This window comes from Cellulomonas sp. Leaf334, from assembly GCF_001424195.1.
Lineage (GTDB): Bacteria > Actinomycetota > Actinomycetes > Actinomycetales > Cellulomonadaceae > Cellulomonas.
On record NZ_LMOO01000001.1, the window covers coordinates 2,162,010 to 2,179,402 of the forward strand.

General features: G+C 73.1%; 14 protein-coding genes. 8 read left to right on the forward strand and 6 right to left on the reverse strand.

All coding sequences use genetic code 11. The features are described 5' to 3' along the window. Positions 1-81 precede the first annotated feature (81 nt). The 5 genes from ASF78_RS10040 to ASF78_RS10060 all read left to right on the forward strand — a co-directional run bounded on the left by ASF78_RS10040 (position 82) and on the right by ASF78_RS10060 (position 7,484). Positions 82-2,472 carry a glycoside hydrolase family 9 protein gene (locus ASF78_RS10040; protein WP_200940538.1) on the forward strand — a complete coding sequence of 797 codons (2,391 nt, stop codon included), beginning with the start codon at positions 82-84 and terminating at the stop codon, positions 2,470-2,472. Continuing rightward, positions 2,472-4,355, forward strand: coding sequence for an ABC transporter ATP-binding protein (locus ASF78_RS10045; protein WP_056587568.1), 1,884 nt, complete (start codon positions 2,472-2,474; stop codon positions 4,353-4,355). Before ASF78_RS10040 ends, ASF78_RS10045 begins: the two co-directional genes overlap by 1 nt. After that, entirely contained in the window at positions 4,352-6,139 is a 1,788-nt protein-coding gene (locus ASF78_RS10050) for an ABC transporter ATP-binding protein (protein WP_056587569.1), read from the forward strand. Before ASF78_RS10045 ends, ASF78_RS10050 begins: the two co-directional genes overlap by 4 nt. Before the next feature lie 75 nt (positions 6,140-6,214). Next, positions 6,215-7,210, forward strand: a complete 996-nt coding sequence (locus ASF78_RS10055) for a hypothetical protein (protein ID WP_056587573.1) — start codon at positions 6,215-6,217, stop codon at positions 7,208-7,210. Positions 7,211-7,268: 58 nt separating this feature from the next. Then, entirely contained in the window at positions 7,269-7,484 is a 216-nt protein-coding gene (locus ASF78_RS10060; protein ID WP_056025227.1) for a hypothetical protein, read from the forward strand. Between the two features lie 3 nt (positions 7,485-7,487). Here the strand turns inward: ASF78_RS10060 and ASF78_RS10065 are convergent, their stop codons facing one another. The 3 genes from ASF78_RS10065 to ASF78_RS10075 all read right to left on the reverse strand — a co-directional run bounded on the left by ASF78_RS10065 (position 7,488) and on the right by ASF78_RS10075 (position 9,557). After that, positions 7,488-7,682 carry a helix-turn-helix transcriptional regulator gene (locus ASF78_RS10065; protein ID WP_056587576.1) on the reverse strand — a complete coding sequence of 65 codons (195 nt, stop codon included), beginning with the start codon at positions 7,680-7,682 and terminating at the stop codon, positions 7,488-7,490. Then, a complete protein-coding gene (locus tag ASF78_RS10070) occupies positions 7,679-8,095 on the reverse strand; it encodes a hypothetical protein (protein WP_056587586.1) in 417 nt (138 codons plus the stop codon). The genes ASF78_RS10065 and ASF78_RS10070 overlap by 4 nt, the downstream gene beginning before the upstream one ends. A gap of 124 nt (positions 8,096-8,219) precedes the next feature. Then, positions 8,220-9,557, reverse strand: coding sequence for a lytic polysaccharide monooxygenase (locus ASF78_RS10075; RefSeq protein WP_082494900.1), 1,338 nt, complete (start codon positions 9,555-9,557; stop codon positions 8,220-8,222). 205 nt (positions 9,558-9,762) lie between these two features. Here ASF78_RS10075 and ASF78_RS10080 point away from each other — a divergent pair, with 205 nt between their 5' ends. Together ASF78_RS10080 and ASF78_RS10085 are read left to right on the forward strand one after the other, a co-directional pair. Continuing rightward, the gene (locus ASF78_RS10080) at positions 9,763-10,404 is read left to right on the forward strand and encodes a heme oxygenase (biliverdin-producing) (protein ID WP_235518466.1); all 642 of its coding nucleotides are present in this window, start codon (positions 9,763-9,765) and stop codon (positions 10,402-10,404) included. A 131-nt stretch (positions 10,405-10,535) separates the two neighbouring features. Continuing rightward, a complete protein-coding gene (locus ASF78_RS10085; RefSeq protein WP_056588479.1) occupies positions 10,536-11,972 on the forward strand; it encodes a diguanylate cyclase in 1,437 nt (478 codons plus the stop codon). 34 nt (positions 11,973-12,006) lie between these two features. Here the strand turns inward: ASF78_RS10085 and ASF78_RS10090 are convergent, their stop codons facing one another. From ASF78_RS10090 to ASF78_RS10100, 3 genes are all read right to left on the reverse strand, one after another. Beyond that, positions 12,007-13,992: an NHL domain-containing thioredoxin family protein gene (locus tag ASF78_RS10090; protein WP_056587590.1), complete on the reverse strand. Its 1,986-nt coding sequence runs from the start codon at positions 13,990-13,992 to the stop codon at positions 12,007-12,009. Positions 13,993-14,071: 79 nt separating this feature from the next. Next, positions 14,072-15,208, reverse strand: coding sequence for a methyltransferase (locus ASF78_RS10095; protein ID WP_235518468.1), 1,137 nt, complete (start codon positions 15,206-15,208; stop codon positions 14,072-14,074). Between the two features lie 4 nt (positions 15,209-15,212). Then, complete coding sequence (locus tag ASF78_RS10100) at positions 15,213-15,830, reverse strand: TetR/AcrR family transcriptional regulator (RefSeq protein WP_056587593.1); 618 nt, start codon at positions 15,828-15,830, stop codon at positions 15,213-15,215. Between the two features lie 228 nt (positions 15,831-16,058). Between ASF78_RS10100 and ASF78_RS10105 the strand changes: the two genes are divergently transcribed. After that, a complete protein-coding gene (locus tag ASF78_RS10105; protein ID WP_056587595.1) occupies positions 16,059-17,321 on the forward strand; it encodes a GAF domain-containing protein in 1,263 nt (420 codons plus the stop codon). Positions 17,322-17,393: the final 72 nt, after the last annotated feature.

Here is a 17,393-nt window from a genome sequence, read left to right on the forward strand (position 1 = left end):
GACCGGCTGGGGGAAACCCGTGGAGCCGCCGCCGCTGACCCACTACCTTGAGAGCGCTCTCAGCCGGTCGAAGGAGATCTCGTGCGCCCAGCCCTGCCCCTGGCGGTCGTCCTGCTGCTGGCCACGGCGGTGCCTGCCGCCGCGGTGGACGGTCCCGAGCTGATCCCGAACGGGTCGTTCGACACCGAGGCAGCGCCGTGGTGGACGACGCCGGACATGGTCGCGGACACCTCGTCGGGAAGCCTCTGCGTCGACGTGCCGGGCGGGTCGAGCACGGCGTGGTCGTCGATCGTCGGGGTCGACGGCGTGCCGCTGGTGAAGGGGGAGACGTACCGGTTCGGCTTCACGGTCAGCGGGACGGCGGAGGTGCCGATCCGTGCGCTCGTGCAGATGAACACCGAGCCGTGGACGTCGACGTCCGAGGTGGGTCCGATCATGCAGGCCGAGCCGCAGCCGTACGAGGTGGGTTTCACGTCCACGATGGACTGGCCAGCGGGGCAGGTCGTGTTCCAGGTGGGTGGCGCGCCGGACGACTGGAGGTTCTGCGTCGACGACGTGTCGGTGCACACCGGTGAGCTGCCCGCACCGTTCGAGCAGGAGACCGCGACGCGCGTCCGCGTGAACCAGCTCGGCTACCTGCCGACGGGCCCGAAGCGCGCGTCGCTGGTGACCGAGGAGACGGACGCGGTGCCGTGGCACCTCCTCGACCCCGAGGGGGAGGAGGTCGCGACGGGGACGACGACCCCGCGCGGCGAGGACCGGACCGCGGACGAGAACGTGCACGTGATCACGTTCGACGACGTCGACGCGACCGGTGCGGGGTTCACGCTCGTCGCGGACGGTGAGACCAGCCACCCGTTCGCCATCGACGCGGACCTGTACGCGGACCTGGCGTCGGACGCCCTCGGCTACTTCTACTTGGCGCGCAGCGGCATCGAGATCGACGCGGTTCTCGTCGGCGACGAGTACGCGCGCCCGGCAGGGCACCTGGACGTCGCGCCCAACACGGGGGACACCGCCGTCGGGTGCCAGGCGCCGCGGCCCTGGTACGCGGGCTGGACCTGCGACGGCACGTTCGACGTGCGCGGCGGCTGGTACGACGCGGGCGACCACGGCAAGTACGTCGTCAACGGCGGGATCGCGGTGCACCAGCTGCTCGACACGTGGGAGCGGGCGCTCGTCGCGCAGGGCCGCGAGGATGCCGAGGCGGGTGCGCTCGCCGACGGCACCGCAGCGATCCCGGAGGCCGGCAACGGCGTGCCGGACGTCCTCGACGAGGCCCGGTGGGAGCTCGAGTGGATGCAGCGGATGCAGGTGCCGGCGGGTGTCGGGAGCGCTGAGTACGCGGGTCTTGCCTTTCACAAGGTGCAGGACGACGGCTGGACCGGGTTGCCGCTGCCGCCCGACGAGGACCCGCAGGCCCGGCAGGTGCACCGGCCGTCGACCGCCGCGACCCTCAACCTCGCCGCGGTCGCCGCGAAGGGAGCGCGGCTGTGGGAGCCGTACGACGAGGAGTTCGCCGCGAGCCTGCTGGCTTCTGCGCGGACTGCGTGGGCGGCAGCGGAACAGACCCCCGATCTCTACGCGTCCGCGCTCGACGGCAACGAGGGTGGCGGCCCGTACGACGACAAGGACGTGTCCGACGAGTTCTACTGGGCGGCCGCCGAGCTGTTCCTGACCACGGGTGACGACGAGTTCGCCGACGCCGTGACCGGCTCCCCGGTGCACTCCGCCGACCTGACGGGTGCGGTCGCGTTCGACTGGCAGCGCACCGCGGCCCTCGGCCGGATGGACCTGGCGCTGGTGCCCAGCGAGCTGCCCGACCGGGACGCCGTCCGTGACTCCGTGGTCACGCTCGCCGACTTCGCGCTCTACCAGCAGGGCAAGGCGTTCTTCGGGCAGCCGTACCAGCCGTCCGACGCCCGGTTCGAGTGGGGCTCCAACGGGATCATCCTCAACAACGCGGTGACCCTCGCGGCCGCCGCGGACATCACGGGTGACGACGAGTACCGCACCGCGGCGCTGGAGAGCCTCGACCACGTGCTGGGCCGCAACGCGCTCGACCAGTCCTACGTGACCGGCTACGGCACCGAGTTCTCCCGGAACCAGCACCACCGGACGTTCGCCGCCCAGCTGGACCCGACGCTCCCGCACCCGCCGGCCGGCACCCTGTCGGGCGGTCCCAACAGCTCGATCCAGGACCCCGTCGCCGCGCAGACGTGGCCGCAGGGGTGCGTCGCGCAGCGCTGCTACCTGGACAACATCCAGTCCTGGTCCACCAACGAGATGACGATCAACTGGAACTCGTCGCTGACCTGGATGGCAGTCTGGGCGTCGTCCGACGGGGGGCCGACGTTCTCCGGCGCGTCGTACGGGGTCGACGGGGTGGCGCTCGCCTGGATCCTGGCGGGCTCCCTGGTCGTCGTCGTCGGTCTCGCCACGTTCCTGCTCGCCCGACGGAAGAAGTCGTGATGCTCCGGTCCTGGTACCGCTCGGCGGTCCTCCCGCGCCGGGACATCGCGCGGCTGCTCCCGACCGCGGGCGCGGGCCTGGTGACCGGGCTCCTGGTGCTCGACCTCGTGCTCGGCCTGCTGCCGGTGGCGTTCGTGCTGGCCACGAGCGTGGTCGTCGGGCAGGTGCCTGCGGCGGTCGACGGCGGGACGGGGTCGGCGGCGTGGACCGACCTGGTCCGGACGTTCGTGCTCGCCGCGATCCTGTTCCTCACGCGGCAGGTGCTCGCGCCCGTGCAGACCGCGCTCGGCGTGCGGATGCAGCGGCGCATCGACGGAGCCCTGCGTGACCGGGCGGTCCGGGTGGCGCTGCGCTCGACGAGCATCGCGCCCATGGAGGACCAGGCCACCCTCGAGGCGCTGACGGAGGCGACCCGCGAGTTCGAGGCCGACTTCCGCAGCCCGGGGGCGTCCGCCGCGGGGCTGCTCGCGCTCACCGCGCGGTACGTGCAGCTGCTGGGGTTCGCCGGGATCATCGGCGCGGTCGTGTCCTGGCCGGCCGCCGCGGCGGTCCTCGCCGCGACCCTCGTGTTCCGCTACGGCCAGCGCGGAGGGCTGCGCCGGTACTCGCAGGTGTGGTCGGAGGTCGTCGGCTTCCGCCGCCGGTCGGTGTACCTGCGCGAGGTGGCGATGGGCCCGGGGGCCGCCAAGGAGATGCGGGTCTTCGGGCTGGCCGGCTGGTTCAGCGACGAGTTCACCGACGCAACCACGAGCATGCTCGACCCGGTGGCCGCGCGCCGCCGCCAGCTGTACCTGGTGCCGTACCTCGTCTACACCGCGATCGGGCTGGTGATCAGCGCCGCGGTGCTGGTGTCGATCGCCCGGTCCGCGTCGGCGGGCGAGATCACGTTGACCGCCCTCGCGCTGGGCATCCAGTCGGTCGTCGCCGCGATCGCGCTCGGCGAGTACTACCCGGAGTCGGACGTGCAGACCCAGTACGGGATGCAGGCCGTCGCGGCGCTGGCCGAGTTCGAGGCGCGGATGGCCGCGGCCGAGGCGCGGCTCCCGCAGCACGGTCCCGGCCGGCCCGTGCCGGAGGGTGCGCCGACGAGCGGGCTCCGGTTCGAGGACGTGCACTTCACCTACCCGGGGACCGGCCGTCCGGTGCTGGACGGCCTCGACCTGGAGCTGCCCGCCGGGCTGTGCACGGCGATCGTCGGCGTCAACGGCGCGGGCAAGACGACGCTGGTCAAGCTGCTCACCCGGCTGCACGAGCCCACCTCGGGCCGCCTGACGGTCGACGGCACCGACCTCGCCGACCTCGACGTCGCCGCGTGGCGCCGTCACGTCAGCGTCGTCTTCCAGGACTTCGTGCGGTACGAGCTCTCGGCCGCGGACAACATCGCCGTCGGCGCCGTGCACGCCCCGCGGGACATGGCGGTCCTGCGCGGTGCGGCCGAGCGCGCGGACATCGCGGAGGCCGTCGACGCGCTGCCGTCCGGCTTCGACACCACGCTGTCCCGCGCGTACGAGGGCGGCGCCGACCTGTCCGGCGGGCAGTGGCAGCGGATCGCCATCGCCCGGTCGCTGTACGCGCTCGAGGCCGGCGCTCGCGTCCTGGTGCTGGACGAGCCGACCGCCGCGCTCGACGTCCGGGCGGAGGCGGCGTTCTTCGACCGGTTCGTCGAGCTCACGCGCGGCGTCACGTCGGTGCTCATCTCGCACCGGTTCTCCAGCGTGCGGCGGGCGGACCGGATCGTCGTCATCGACGCCGGCCGGGTCGTCGAGCAGGGCACGCACGACGAGCTCGTCGCGGCCGACGGGCACTACGCACGGCTGTTCCGGCTGCAGGCGGAACGGTTCGCCGCGGGACTGGACGCCGACGGGAACGAGGTGGAGTCATGAGGCAGACCGTCTCCGGGAGCTGGGCGCTGTTCCGGCTGGCGGGGAGCATCAGCCCCGCCAAGCTCACGCTGTCCGCGGTGCTGATGGTGCTGCAGTCCGTGGCGCTGCCGCTGGCCGCGCCCGCACTCGCCGCCCTCACCGACGCGGCCGTCGCGGGGGACGCCCGGCGCGCGTCGGTCGCGGCCGTGCTCGTCGCGGTGCTGGTCGTGGCCGCGCTGACCGCCGGGCACTTCGCGCACATCTTCTACTTCGAGCTGGGCGACGCGGCGGTCATGCGTCTGGAGCAGGACCTCATCGCGCTCTCGCACGACTCGCCCGGCATCGAGCACCACGAGCGCCCCGAGTACGCGGACCGGCTGCAGGTGCTGCGCACGGAGCTGAGCCGGTCGGGCTGGGGGTCGATGCAGGCACTGCTGTCCGCCGTCGGGCTCGGGGTCGCGCTGGTCATCACGGGTGTCCTGCTCGCGCAGCTCAACCCGTGGCTCCTGCTGCTGCCGCTCGCCGCGGTGCCCCCGCTGGTGCTCGGCCGCCGGGCGGAGAGCGTCCTGGGCGCGGCGCGCGCCGAGGCGGCCGCCGACAACCGCCTCGCGCGGCACCTGCTCACCCTGTCGCTCGACGCGGCGGCCGCCAAGGAGCTGCGCACGTGCGGCCTCGCCGAGGAGACGCGGTCGCGGCTCGGCCAGTCCTGGGACGCCGCGACGGCGATCCTGTGGGCGGGCGAGGAGCGTGCCGACACCCTGCGCGCGGCGGGTCAGCTGGCGTTCGCGGTCGCGTACGTCGGCGCGACGCTCCTGGTGCTCCGCGACGCGGTGGCGGGGCAGCGGACGGTCGGCGACGTGGTGCTCGTCATCACGCTCGCGTCGCAGGTGAACCAGCAGGTCACCGCCGCCGTGACGATCCTCCAGCAGCTCCAGCGGGCGGCCCGGAGCATGACGGACCTGGCGTGGATGCGATCGCTGGTGCAGGCGCAGACGGTGCACGGCGCGCAGGTGGCCGCGCCCGACGCCCTGCGCGACGGGATTCGGTTCGACGGCGTCTCGTTCACGTACCCGGGCACGGACGCCCCCGTGCTGGAGGCGGTCGACCTGATGCTGCCGGCCGGCACGAGCGTCGCGATCGTCGGTGAGAACGGCGCCGGCAAGACCACGCTGGTCAAGCTCCTGTGCCGGTTCTACGCGCCGACGACGGGCACCATCACCGTGGACGGCGTCGACCTGCACGACCTCGACCCCGTCGGGTGGCGCGACCGAACGGCGGCGGGCTTCCAGGACTTCTGCCGGTTCGAGCTGCTGGCGCGGCAGAACGTCGGCGTCGGGGACCTGCCGAGGATCGAGTCCGACGAGGCGGTGCTCGGCGCCCTGGACCGCGCACACTCCGCGGACGTCCTGCAGCGCCTGGACGACGGGCTCGACACGCAGCTGGGCACCAGCCACGCGGACGGGGCGCAGCTGTCCGGCGGGCAGTGGCAGAAGCTCGCGCTCGGCCGGGCGATGATGCGCGAGCAGCCGCTGCTGGTGGTGCTCGACGAGCCGACGTCGGCTCTCGACGCCCAGGCGGAGCACGACCTGTACGAGCGGTACGCCGCGCACGCGAAGGCGGTCGGCGCGACGACCGGCGCCGTGACCGTGCTGGTGTCGCACCGGTTCTCGACCGTCCGCATGGCCGACCTCATCCTGGTCGTCGCGGACCACCGGATCGTCGAGTCCGGCTCGCACGAGGACCTGGTGGCGCAGGGCGGCCTGTACGCCGAGCTGTTCGGGATCCAGGCAGCCGCCTACCTCTGAGTTTCGCGTGTGGGTGCCGACCGGCAGACTGGCACCCGCTCGGGAGGAACCGGGCGAAGCGACAGGGGGATCTTCATGGACCACGGCACGGCACGCGAGACCAAGGCACAGGCGGTCGACTACGCCCGGGAGCTGTCGGAGCAGGTCATCCGGCCGTCCGACGTGGCCGACGGCGGTCCCGCGCTGGCCATCGGTCTCGCACCGCAGCCGGACGGGTCGTACGCGCTGGCGGTCCGGTACCGCCTGGGCCTGCCGTCGGTCCGGAGCATCGCGCGCAAGGTCGCCGCGGAGGTCGGCACGGACGTCGACATCCGCCGTACGGGCCGGATCTCCACGCTCGCGGACGACCCTGCGAAGGTCCGTCCCCGGCCGCCGGTGATCACCGCCCACGCCGTGGGGGAGACGGGTCGGACGCGCCCGTTGCGTCCGGGGATCTCCATCGCCCACGTCGACGTCACCGCCGGCACCCTGGGTGCGTTCGTGCAGAAGGCCGGTGTGGTCCACGCGCTGTCCAACTACCACGTGCTGGCGGGGTCGCCGCAGGCGAAGGTCGGCGACCTGGTCCTGCAGCCGGGTCCCGCCGACGGGGGGCGCGCCTCGCGGGACCGCGTCGGCACCCTGGCCGCCTGGGAGGAGCTCGACCCGGACCGTTCCGCCACGGTCGACTGCGCGATCGCGCTCCTGGACGACCAGGAGGTGAACCCCGAGTACCCGGTGGGCCGGATCACCACGACGGCCGTCGCGCTCGGCGGTGAGCAGGTGGCCAAGATCGGTCGCACGACGTCGGTCACGCGGGGGCGGGTGACCGCGATCGAGCTGGACAACGTGGTCGTCGGCTACGGCGAGGAGCTGGGGGAGATCAGCTTCGACAACCAGATCGAGGTCGAGTCCACGGGGTCGGGCCCCTTCTCCCGGGGCGGCGACTCCGGCTCGCTGGTGTACCGGGCGGACGGGGTCGCCCTCGGCCTGCTCTTTGCAGGCTCGGAGTCGGGGGGTGAGAATGGCACCGGGTTGACGTACATCAACCCCATCGATGCCGTTCTGGACGCTCTTGGGGTCACACTGGTCTGACGACCGTCGGACCAGCCGCCCCCGCGGCCGCGTCGCGGTCGGCGGGAGGCGGGACACCATGGCGGACCTCGAGCAGGCGCGGGCAGCGAAAGAGCGGCTGCGCATGACCTTGAAGGGGCGCTCGGACGTGCGCGGGATCGGGATCGCCCGGGCGGCCGACGGGTACCAGCTCCAGGTGAACATGTCACGGGACCCGGGCTCCGACCTGCCCGGCGCGGTCGACGGTGTCGACGTGCGGGTGCGGGTGGTCGGAGCGATCCGCGCGAGCGCCTGACGGCTACTGCTCGTCGAGGAACAGCTCGTCGACCCTGATCTCGAACAGCCGGGCCAGGCGGAACGCCACGGGCAGGCTCGGGTCGAACTTCTGCGTCTCGATCGCGTTGACGGTCTGCCGGGAGACGCCGATGCGTACCGCGACGTCGGCCTGCGTCCAGGCGCGCTCCGACCGGAGCTCTGCGATGCGGTTCTTCATCGGTACCGGATCTTCCCGGCCACGAACGCGACGAAGAAGACGACGCCCATGAGCACGGGGAGGAGCGTCGCGACGTCCACGTCGGCCACGAGCCCCGCGCGTTCCGCGACGACGTAGCCGAACCCGGCGACCCACCCCGCACCGAGCGTGATGCCGAGCGCGTCCAGCATGATCTTGCGCTGCAGCTCGTCGACCGCCCGCAGGAAGCGCGTGAACGCGACGATCCAGAGGACCCCGGCGACGAGGTTGGCGACGACGGCCGCCCAGGTCGCGACCTGCCGCGAGTCGCCCCAGAGCTCGGGGCCGAAGCGGGCGAGGGCGAGGGTCCCCACCCAGAGGAGCCCGGCGGCGACGAACACCCCGGTCGCCCGCATCTCCGCGCGGTACGCGTCTGTCTCCTGTGGTGCCTGCATGGCCCGTCCCTTCTCCTCCGAGTCAAGTTCACTTGACACGATAGGAACGACAGGCGGGTGGAGTCAAGTTCACTTGACACGACGAAGGGCCCGACCCGCGCAGGCCGGACCCTCCGTCGTCAGGTCACACCGTGGTGCAGGCGACCCCGTTCAGGGTCACGCCGGTCGGCTGACCGGGCGTCACCGTGCTGGTCCCCTGGAAGCCGAAGCTCACGGAGCCGTGGTGCGCGATGGTCCCGTTCCAGGCGGCGTTCTTCACGGTGACCGCCGTCCCGCTCTGGGTGGCCACGGAGTTCCACGCCTGGGTCAGCTTCTCGCCCTTCGTGAACGTCCACGCCAGCTGCCACGAGCTGATCGGCGTCAGGGAGTCGTTGTAGACGCTGACCTGCCCGACGAACCCGCCGTTCCACGAGTTCGAGACGTCGAACTCGACCTCGCAGCCCGCGTCCGGGACGGACCCCGAGCTGAACGTCAGCGTCGGAGACTTCCCGGAGGCGTTCCCTGCGGCGTCGCGCGCGACGACGTAGACCGAGTACTCGGTGCCGGCGGTCAGCCCGGAGACGGCGGCCGCGGGGCTGGTGGTGGTCGCCAGGACGGCGTCCGTCGCGGCGTCGTGCACCGTGTACGACGTCACGCCGACGGCGTCGGTCGACGCGGCCCAGGACAGCTGTGCCGCGGTGCCGGTGGCCGACACCAGGGACGGCTGGGCGGGGGTCGTCGGCGCGGTGGTGTCGCCGCCCGGCTCCGGCTCCTGCGTCGGGGTGGGGGTGGGCTCACCCGTCCCGCCGCCGAAGTCGACGTCCGCGCAGTTGTAGAACGACTCGGGGCTGTCCGAGCGCTCCCAGACGCTGAAGATGATGTGCCGGCCCGTCTTGGACGGCAGCGTCGCGTCCCAGTAGTACTCGGGTCCGGCGGGTCCGCCCGGGCGGATGGGCGGGTCGACGGCCGTGTCGAACGGGGTCGCCTCGAGGTCCGACCAGCCCAGCGGCTGCGTCGGGTCCCAGCCGTCCTTGGTGATGTACTGCATGAACTTGCCCGGGTGGGGCACCACGGCGGAGTACTGGATGTCGATCGTCGAGCCGGAGACCAGCGGCGTGGCCGGCCAGTCGGTGCTCGGGGTGTTGAAGTCGTCGAACTTCGAGTCCGGGCCGCAGAGCTTGCCGTCGGGGATGGTCGAGTGGCGGCCGGCGACGAGGCTGAGCAGGTTGCCGTACCAGTTGTAGAACGGGTAGTTGCTCGTGGCCAGCGCCGTCTTGCAGATGGGGTTGGTGGGCAGCATGTTCCCGCCCTGACCGGCCGCCTCGCCGCCGGCGAGCCCGTTCAGGTAGCACGCGTAGGTGCGGGTCTGCGGGTAGGTCAGGCCGCCGTGGGCGCTGGCGGGTGCTGCGGGGAGCGCGACGAACGCCGTGGCGACGAGCGCGGTGACGACCGCCAGGGTTCGTAGTCGGGGTGCTCGGGACATGGTGTGGTGCCTCTCCGGTCTGCGGCGTCGGGGCCGCGCGAGGGTGGCGCGGAGCGACGGCGCGCGCCGGGAGTGTCCAGGCTCGGGACCGGCGTCCACGCGGACAAGGTGCCGAAGCGATTCACCTGCACGGGTGATCAGGGTAGGCAAGCCTTACCTTCTCGGTTACAGTTTCCTGACATTGCGTCAGCACCTGAGGAGCCCTGTGACCGCCACGACCACCCTGTCCCCGCTCTCGGTCGCACTCCGCGAGGGGACGCGGGACGAGCACGAGACGGCGGAGCGCTCCGGGTTCGTCGAGCTGCTCCTCTCCGGGCGTCTCGACCGCGCGGCGTACGCCGACCTCGCCGCCCAGCAGCTCGTGATCTACACGGCGCTGGAGGCCTCCGGGTCCCGGCTCGAGGACGACGGCCACCTGGTCTTCGACGAGCTCACCCGCGTGCCCGCCATCGAGCAGGACCTCGCCCACCTGTACGGCGCGGGCTGGCGGACCGAGATCCGGGTGCTGCCCGCCACCGCGGCCTACGCCGACCGGCTCGCGGAGACCGCGGACTCCCTGCCGCGGTACGCCGCGCACGCCTACACGCGTTACCTCGGCGACCTGTCGGGCGGCCAGATCATCAAGCGGATGCTCCAGCGCCACTACGGCTTCACGTCCGAGGGCATCGCCTTCTACGACTTCCCCCAGATCCACAAGCTCAAGCCGTTCAAGGACGTCTACCGGGAACGGCTCGACGCCCTGCCCCTCGACGGGGCGGCCCGCGCGGCCGTCGTCGAGGAGGCGCGGCTCGCGTTCCGGCTCAACGCCGACGTCTTCGGCGAGCTCGGGGCGACGCACGTCCGATGAGCGCGGCGACGCCGGTGAACCCCTCGCCGGCGTGGGAACCTGTCAGGCAAGCGCTTCCGCTACGCCAGGACGGGTGATCTCATGCACCTCTCATCCGTCTGCGTCGCTGCATCCGGGATCGAGGGTCGATGATGGGCGACGTGACGCGTCGCGGTTCGGCCGCCCCGGGCGCGCGCGCGGACAGCAGGTCCGCCGCGGGCCTCGTCGGCGTGCGCGCGCTCGCCCTGGCCGCGCACCGCCTCGACCGCTGCCGGTCCATCGACGAGGTCGCGCACGTGGCCACCTCCACCGGCATCGAGGTGCTCGGCGCCCGGCACGTCGCGTTCTGCCGCATCGACCAGGACACGTGCCGGACGGTCGTGGTCGAGCCGCCGCCGACCGACCCGCGCGCCGTCTGGATGGCACGGGCCTCCTACCGGGCCGACGACCGACCGGCCCTGCGTGCCCTCATCCGCGACCGCGCCAGCTGGGTCGCCCACGCCCGGACCGTGCACGACGAGCCGACCGTCCCGGACGACCCCGACGCGGGTGACCCCGTCGAGGTCGACACGCTCCGTGAGCTCGACCTCGCGACGGCCATGGCGGCGCCACTGATGGTGAACGGCTCCGTCTGGGGTCAGCTCTACGCGGTCCGCGGACGCCCGGGCCCTCCCTTCCGGGTCGACGACATCGCCCGCGCCGAGGTGCTCGCGGCGCTCGTCGCCGGGGCGGTCGCCCGCGTCGACCTCGAGGCGCAGGTGCGTCACCTCGTCGCCGACGACCCGCTGACCGGCCTGGCCAACCGCCGCATCGCGGACGCGGAGGCGGAGGCGGCGCTCGAGTCCGGCCACGAGACGTGCATCGTCATGTGCGACGTCGACGGGCTCAAGCGGGTGAACGACGAGCTCGGCCACGACACGGGAGACGACCTGCTGCGCTCGGTGGCGGACGTCCTCGGTCGCGCGGCCGCCGCGCTCCCCGGGTCGACCGCGGCGCGCATCGGTGGCGACGAGTTCTGCCTCGTGACCGTGGGGCGGCGGCGCGCGGAGGTCGCGGACGTCATGGCGGCGACCATCGCGGCGTTCCCCCTGCCCCACGGCGCGGCGATCTCCTACGGCATCGCGTCGACGGCGGTGACCGGGTCGGTGTCCGCGCGGCACCTGTTCCGGCAGGCCGACACCGCCCAGTACAAGGCCAAGCGTGCGCGCGCGCGGGCGCTGCGCTCGCTCGTCCCCGCCGCGGCGGACCCGGCGGTCACGGCCGAACGCGTGCTCGTCGCCGCGACCGCCGCGATCGTTGCCGCGCAGTCCGGCGTCGTCCCGCGGCTCTGCGCGTTCGCGGCGGCGGCCACCGAGACCCTCGGCGGGTCCGCCTGGGCTGTCCTCACACGACGCAACGCCGCCGAGCCGCCCTCCGCGGTGGCCCGGGGAGGCAGCCCGGCGGAGCTCGGCGTGGAGTCGTCCACCGCCGTCGTCATCCACGACCTGTGGCAGGTCGAGATCGGCATGTCCGCGACGGCGGCCACGGGCGAGGTCGTCGCGACGTCGCTCGACGCGCTCGCGGCGGTCGCGATCCTCGGGGCCCGCTAGCCCGTCGGCGTCGACGTGCGAGTGCTGAGCGGTCTCAGCCGTGCAGCGGAAGCGTGAGGGTCGCCGGTGCGCCCTCGACGAGCCGGACGGGCACTCCCCAGTCCTGCGCGTTCAGATGGCAGGCCGGGTACTCGATCGCGGGGTCGGCGTCGCAGCTCGCCGCGTGCGCCGTGACGTGCAGGACACCCTCCGGCACGGCAGGGTCGAGGCGCAGCACCCGGTCGAGGGGCACGTCGTCGCCGGCGCCCTCCAGCAGCAGCCCGGGCGGTGTCGACGAGACCTGCAGGCGGGTGGACGGTCCGTAGCGGTCGTCGTACTTCTGCCCTGCTGCCGGGGTGAACACGACGTCGAGCCGCACCTCGCCCGGGGACAGCTCGGTCACCGGTCGCTGCGTGCGGTGGGACCCGGAGTCCAGGAGTCGGCCGACGAGCGTCGCGGGCAGCGCGATCCGGGTGAGCCGGTGCGCGGCGGACTCGACCACCAGCAGCGTCGACCCGCCGTCGAGCACGACGATCCCGCTGGGCTCCGCCAGGTCGGTGGCCAGCGTGGTGACCTCCCCGTCGGCGTACCGGCGGACGGCGCCGTTGTAGGTGTCGGCGACCACCACGGACCCGTCGGGCAGGACCGCGACGCCCAGCGGGTGCTGCAGCCGCGCATCCTGTGCGGGACCGTCGCGGTGGCCGAAGTCGAACAGCCCTTCGCCGACGACGGTGTGCACGGTCCGCTCGACCGGGTCGACCCAGCGCAGCGCCGACGTCTCGGAGTCGGCCAGCCAGATCCGGTCGTCGGCGGCCGCGGCGAGCCCGGACGGCTGCGCGAACCACGCCTCGTGCAGGGGGCCGTCGAGCAGCCCCTCGTTCATGGTCCCGCCGAGCAGCTCGATGCTGCCCTGCTCGTCGTCGAAGGCCCACAGCGAGTGGTTGCCCGCCATCGCGACGACGAACGCCCCGAGCGGCTGTGACCAGGCGACGTCCCACGGCGAGGACAGCTTCTGCCGACGAGGTCCGGGCAGGAACGTCGGCGGTGCGCTCGTGCCGCCGGTCGTCCCGGTCGTCAGCGTCGAGACGAAGGCGGCCGAGGCGTCGCCCGGGGTGCCGATCGCCGGCTCGTACGCGGACTCCTCGTCGGGCTCGTCCCACGGCTCCAGACCCAGGAAGTTGTCCGCCGCACCGACCATGTACTGCTCGCCGGTCCCCGCCACGGTGGTCACGGACCCGTCGTCCAGCCGGACCCCGCGCAGCGCGTGGTTGACGGTGTCCGCGACGAGCACGTCGTAGCCCAGGCGGGCGCGCAGCTCGTCGGGGACCAGGCAGAGGCCGTTCGGCTCGCTGAACCGTGCCTCGTCGGGACCGCCGTCGACCAGTCCGCGCTCGCCGGACCCGATGCGCCGGACCAGCGTCTCCCCGTCGGCCTCGAGCTCGGCCAGGCTGTGGTGGCCGGCGTCTGCGACGAGCAGGTGCCCGTCGGGCAGCACGACCGCCTTCGCGGGGAACCGGAGCGTCCCCTCGCGGGGCGCGGGCGGGACGTACGGGCCGTCACCCCGGTGCAGGGTGCCCTTCGCCTCGTGCTCCGCGATGAGCTCCCCGACGAGGATCTCGACGTTGCGCCGGTGCCCCTCGCCGGCCATCTGCGCGACGACGTAGCCCTCGGGGTCGACGACGACGAGCGTCGGCCACGCCCGCGCCGTGTACGCGGACCACGTCACCAGCTCGGGGTCGTCGAGGACCGGGTGGTGCACCTCGTACCGCTCGACGGCCGCGGCGAGCGCCACCGGGTCGGCTTCGTGCACGAACTTCGGCGAGTGCACCCCGACGATGACCAGCACGTCACGGTGCTGCTCCTCGAGCTCGCGCAGCTCGTCCAGGACGTGCAGGCAGTTGATGCAGCAGAACGTCCAGAAGTCGAGGACGACGATCTTCCCGCGCAGGTCCGCCAGGGTCAGCGACCGCCCACCGGTGTTCAGCCACCCCCGCCCGACCAGCTCGGACGCACGGACCCGCGGCAGTCGACTCTCACGCACGGGCCCATTCTCCCCTTCCCGGACGCTCGGTCCGGACGCGTCTCGGCGTCGGTTCGCGGGCGGTCGGCGTGCGCGTCGGTCAGGTGCGGTCCAGGACGTAGATGCGCGGGTGGTGGCCCTTGGCGAACACGCGCGTCGTGGAGCGGACGCGCCAGAGGGCGTCGGCGTCGCGCAGGCAGCGTTCCATGACCTTGACCTCGTGCGTGAGGACGACGAACCGGGCGCCGGGTGCGGCCACGTCGTAGGCGGCCTGCAGCATGCCCGCGTGGACCTCCGCGCTGGTGGCGTGCGTGCCGTGCAGGTCGCCCCACGGAGGGTCGGCGAGCAGCAGGTCCCAGCCGGTGCCGACGGCCTCGGTCAGCGCGGGGCCGGTGCAGTCGGCGTTCACCAGCGCGGCGTCGACCGCGGCGGCCCCGAGGTTCTCCGACGAGGCGGTCAGGGCGTCGGCGGAGAGGTCGACCCCGATCGCCTCGGCCGCGGGACCTGCGGACAGGCGCTCGACGAGGAGGGTGCCGGAGCCGCACATGAGGTTGAGCACCCGGTCCTCGGCCTCCACGCCACCGAGGCGCACCATCGCCGCTGCGATCGTTGCGTTCGCGGCGCCGGGGTAGTCCGCGACCCGCCACCGTCGTGCGGACAGGGGGCGTGCGCCGATGCGGACCAGCACGTCCCAGCCGGGATCCCCGGACGCGCCGGGTCGTGCCCCGCGTCGCACGCGCAGGACCAGCTCGCCCTGCGCCTCGTCGTACCGCAGGCCGGTGGCCTCCGCGAGCAGCTCCGCGAGCCGTGCGAACACCGTCGAGTCGGAGCCCGCGGCCTCGAACCGGAACGACGACGAGCTGCCGACGCGCAGCGAGGAGTACATGGCGTCGACGATGCGCTGGAGGTGGTCGCCGCTGGTCAGCGACTTGGGCCGGGGGACGTCGAACCGCAGGACGACGAACGCGGCGACAGCGGTGCGCAGATCCAGGACCGCGGTGAGCGGACCCCAGTGGGACACGTCGAGCGCGTCCTCGCGCCCGGGCACGGCGGTCGGGGCGCCGTCGAGCATGAGGACCTCGGACGCCTCGTCGGCGAGCACGTCACCGAGGCCGGGGAGGAACGTCAGCTCCAGGCTCGTGGACCGTCGGGCCGGCGGACGCGACCGTGGCCGGCGACCGACGGGATGGCTGCCGTGATGGGCGGGAGGTGTGCCACCGCGTGCGCGCTTCGCCACCGGGTCAGGCCGGCACGGGAGCGGGTGCAGCGGCGTCCGCTCCGACAGCCCTGAGCACGAACGCCTCGGTCTGGGCGATCGCCCGGTCGCGGGCAGGGCCCTCGGCGGGCACCCCGCGGCCGGAGAGGCAGGCGTTGATCAGCGGCACCGTGACGTCCAGGTCCTGTGACGGGAACGCGCCGGACTCGATGCCCGCGGCGAGGATCCGGCGCAGGATCTGCTCGACCACCATGACGTGCTCACGGACGCGCTGCTGGGTCCCGCGCGAGAGCACGGACCGCAGCTCCGGGCCGGGTGCCAGGTGGTAGACCTTCGTCAGCGCGGCCTGCTGGCGGACGTACGTCTGCAGCTGCTCGGTGGGGTCCTCGATGTCGTCGAGCGCGCGCTGCAACGTGGCCGCGTACTGCTCGGTCTCGTGCGTGATGAACCCGAGCAGGAGGGACTCCTTGTCGGGGAAGTGGTTGTAGACGGCGGTCCGTCCGACGCCCGCGGCGGACGCGATCTCGGCGAGCGTGATCGCGTCGAAACCCTGGTCGGCCATGAGTGCCGAGAGGGCCGCGAAGAGCTTCTGGCGGGTCTGCTCCCGGTGCTCGTGCAGGGACCCGCCGATGATCTTGGGCATCGTGACATCATCGCACGTTCTGTCACCAAATAGGTCCGGGCGGCGAGGGGCGCCCGATATGGGGCCGATGAACCGATATAAGTAGGGATTTCCGCGTGATCCTGCGGCAGAACGGCCGGAAATATACCCGCTTCGGCAGTTCGTGTTCGTACACTCGGACATGCGCGGGGGCCGGGCGGTCCTCGCGCGAACGTGCGTTCTCGACGGCGCGGTCGGGAAGGAGACGGGATGACGGAGATCGTGGACACCGCCCGTGTGCGCGCTGCCCACGAGCGCTTCGTCACCACGGGCCAGCTCTCCAGCCGCGCGGTCCGATCCGTCGTCGCGGACTCCTGGCGGCGCAGCCAGCGCAGCGGTGTCGACCCCGAGGTGCAGAACGCTCCCGTCGACATGGGCGGCAGCGACCTCACCGGCTACCGCAGCTCTCTCGCGCTCGCGGCAGCCATGCCCGTGGTGCGGGACCTGCTCGTCGCCCCCGGCTCCGACGCCGGGTGGGTCACCGCGCTGACCGACGACGTCGGCCGCATGCTGTGGGTCGAAGGTGACCATGCGCTCCGTCGCCGGGTCGAGGGCGTCGGCTTCGTGGAGGGCGGGGTGTGGCGCGAGGACTCCGCCGGCACCAACGCGCTCGGCACCGCCCTGGTCACGGACCAGCCCGTCCAGGTCGTCGAGGCCGAGCACTACGCCCGCAAGGTCCAGCCGTGGAACTGCACCGCCGTCCCCATCCACGCGGCGAGCGGACAGGTCCTCGGGGTCCTCGACGTCACGGGCGGCCCGATGGTGGCTTCCGGTCTCGTGATGTCGCTGGTCCGCGCGACCGTCGCGGCCGTCGAGGCGGAGCTCGCGCGCCTCGCGCCCCCGCCCACCGAGAAGCACCCGGTCATCGTGCTCAGCGGCACCTCGACCGCGCGCCTGCGGGTGCTCACCACACCGACGGTGCACATCAGCGGCACCGACGTCCGGTTGAGCCTCCGGCACGCCGAGCTGCTCCTGCTCCTCGCCCGGCACCCCGCCGGCCTGAGCGCCGACGAGCTCGCCGTGCTGCTCAGCGGGCACGAGCTGTCGGACGTCACCGTGCGCGCCGAGGTCTCGCGCCTGCGGCGGCTCGTCGGACCCTTGCTCAGCGAGTCCCGCCCGTACCGCCTCACGGCGCCGCTGCGGACCGACGTCGACATGGTCCACGCGCTGCTCGACACCGGAGACGTCGACGCGGCCCTCACCGCGTACCCCGGACCGGTCCTCGCCCGGTCGGTGGCCCCGGGGGTCGAGCGGATCCGTGACGAGCTCGCCTCCGACGTGCGTGCGGCCGTGCTGGCCAGTCCGCTGCCCGGCGTGGTGAGCCGCTGGCTGTCCACCGACGCCGGTGCCGACGACTGGCAGGCCTGGGAGCGGCTCGCCTGGTTGGCACCGAAAGGGTCGCCGGTGCACGTCCGCGCCGTCGGCCGGCTCGACCTGCTGGGGCACCGCCTCGGAGCGCCCCGGCACGCCTGACGAGCTCGTCCAGATCCGACGTCCCACCTGCAACCTTCCTGCAACGTGCTGCGCCCTACGTTTCCACACGTA

What these genes read in the sequence shown, in the direction of transcription:
- ASF78_RS10045 (WP_056587568.1), top strand. Translation starts at nt 2,472, where the DNA reads ATGCTCCGGTCCTGGTACCGCTCGGCGGTCCTCCCGCGCCGGGACATC.
- ASF78_RS10070 (WP_056587586.1), bottom strand. Translation starts at nt 8,095, where the DNA reads ATGCAGGCACCACAGGAGACAGACGCGTACCGCGCGGAGATGCGGGCG.
- ASF78_RS10100 (WP_056587593.1), bottom strand. Translation starts at nt 15,830, where the DNA reads ATGCCCAAGATCATCGGCGGGTCCCTGCACGAGCACCGGGAGCAGACC.
- ASF78_RS10105 (WP_056587595.1), top strand. Translation starts at nt 16,059, where the DNA reads ATGACGGAGATCGTGGACACCGCCCGTGTGCGCGCTGCCCACGAGCGC.
- ASF78_RS10075 (WP_082494900.1), bottom strand. Translation starts at nt 9,557, where the DNA reads ATGTCCCGAGCACCCCGACTACGAACCCTGGCGGTCGTCACCGCGCTC.
- ASF78_RS10065 (WP_056587576.1), bottom strand. Translation starts at nt 7,682, where the DNA reads ATGAAGAACCGCATCGCAGAGCTCCGGTCGGAGCGCGCCTGGACGCAG.
- ASF78_RS10060 (WP_056025227.1), top strand. Translation starts at nt 7,269, where the DNA reads ATGGCGGACCTCGAGCAGGCGCGGGCAGCGAAAGAGCGGCTGCGCATG.
- ASF78_RS10050 (WP_056587569.1), top strand. Translation starts at nt 4,352, where the DNA reads ATGAGGCAGACCGTCTCCGGGAGCTGGGCGCTGTTCCGGCTGGCGGGG.
- ASF78_RS10055 (WP_056587573.1), top strand. Translation starts at nt 6,215, where the DNA reads ATGGACCACGGCACGGCACGCGAGACCAAGGCACAGGCGGTCGACTAC.
- ASF78_RS10085 (WP_056588479.1), top strand. Translation starts at nt 10,536, where the DNA reads ATGGGCGACGTGACGCGTCGCGGTTCGGCCGCCCCGGGCGCGCGCGCG.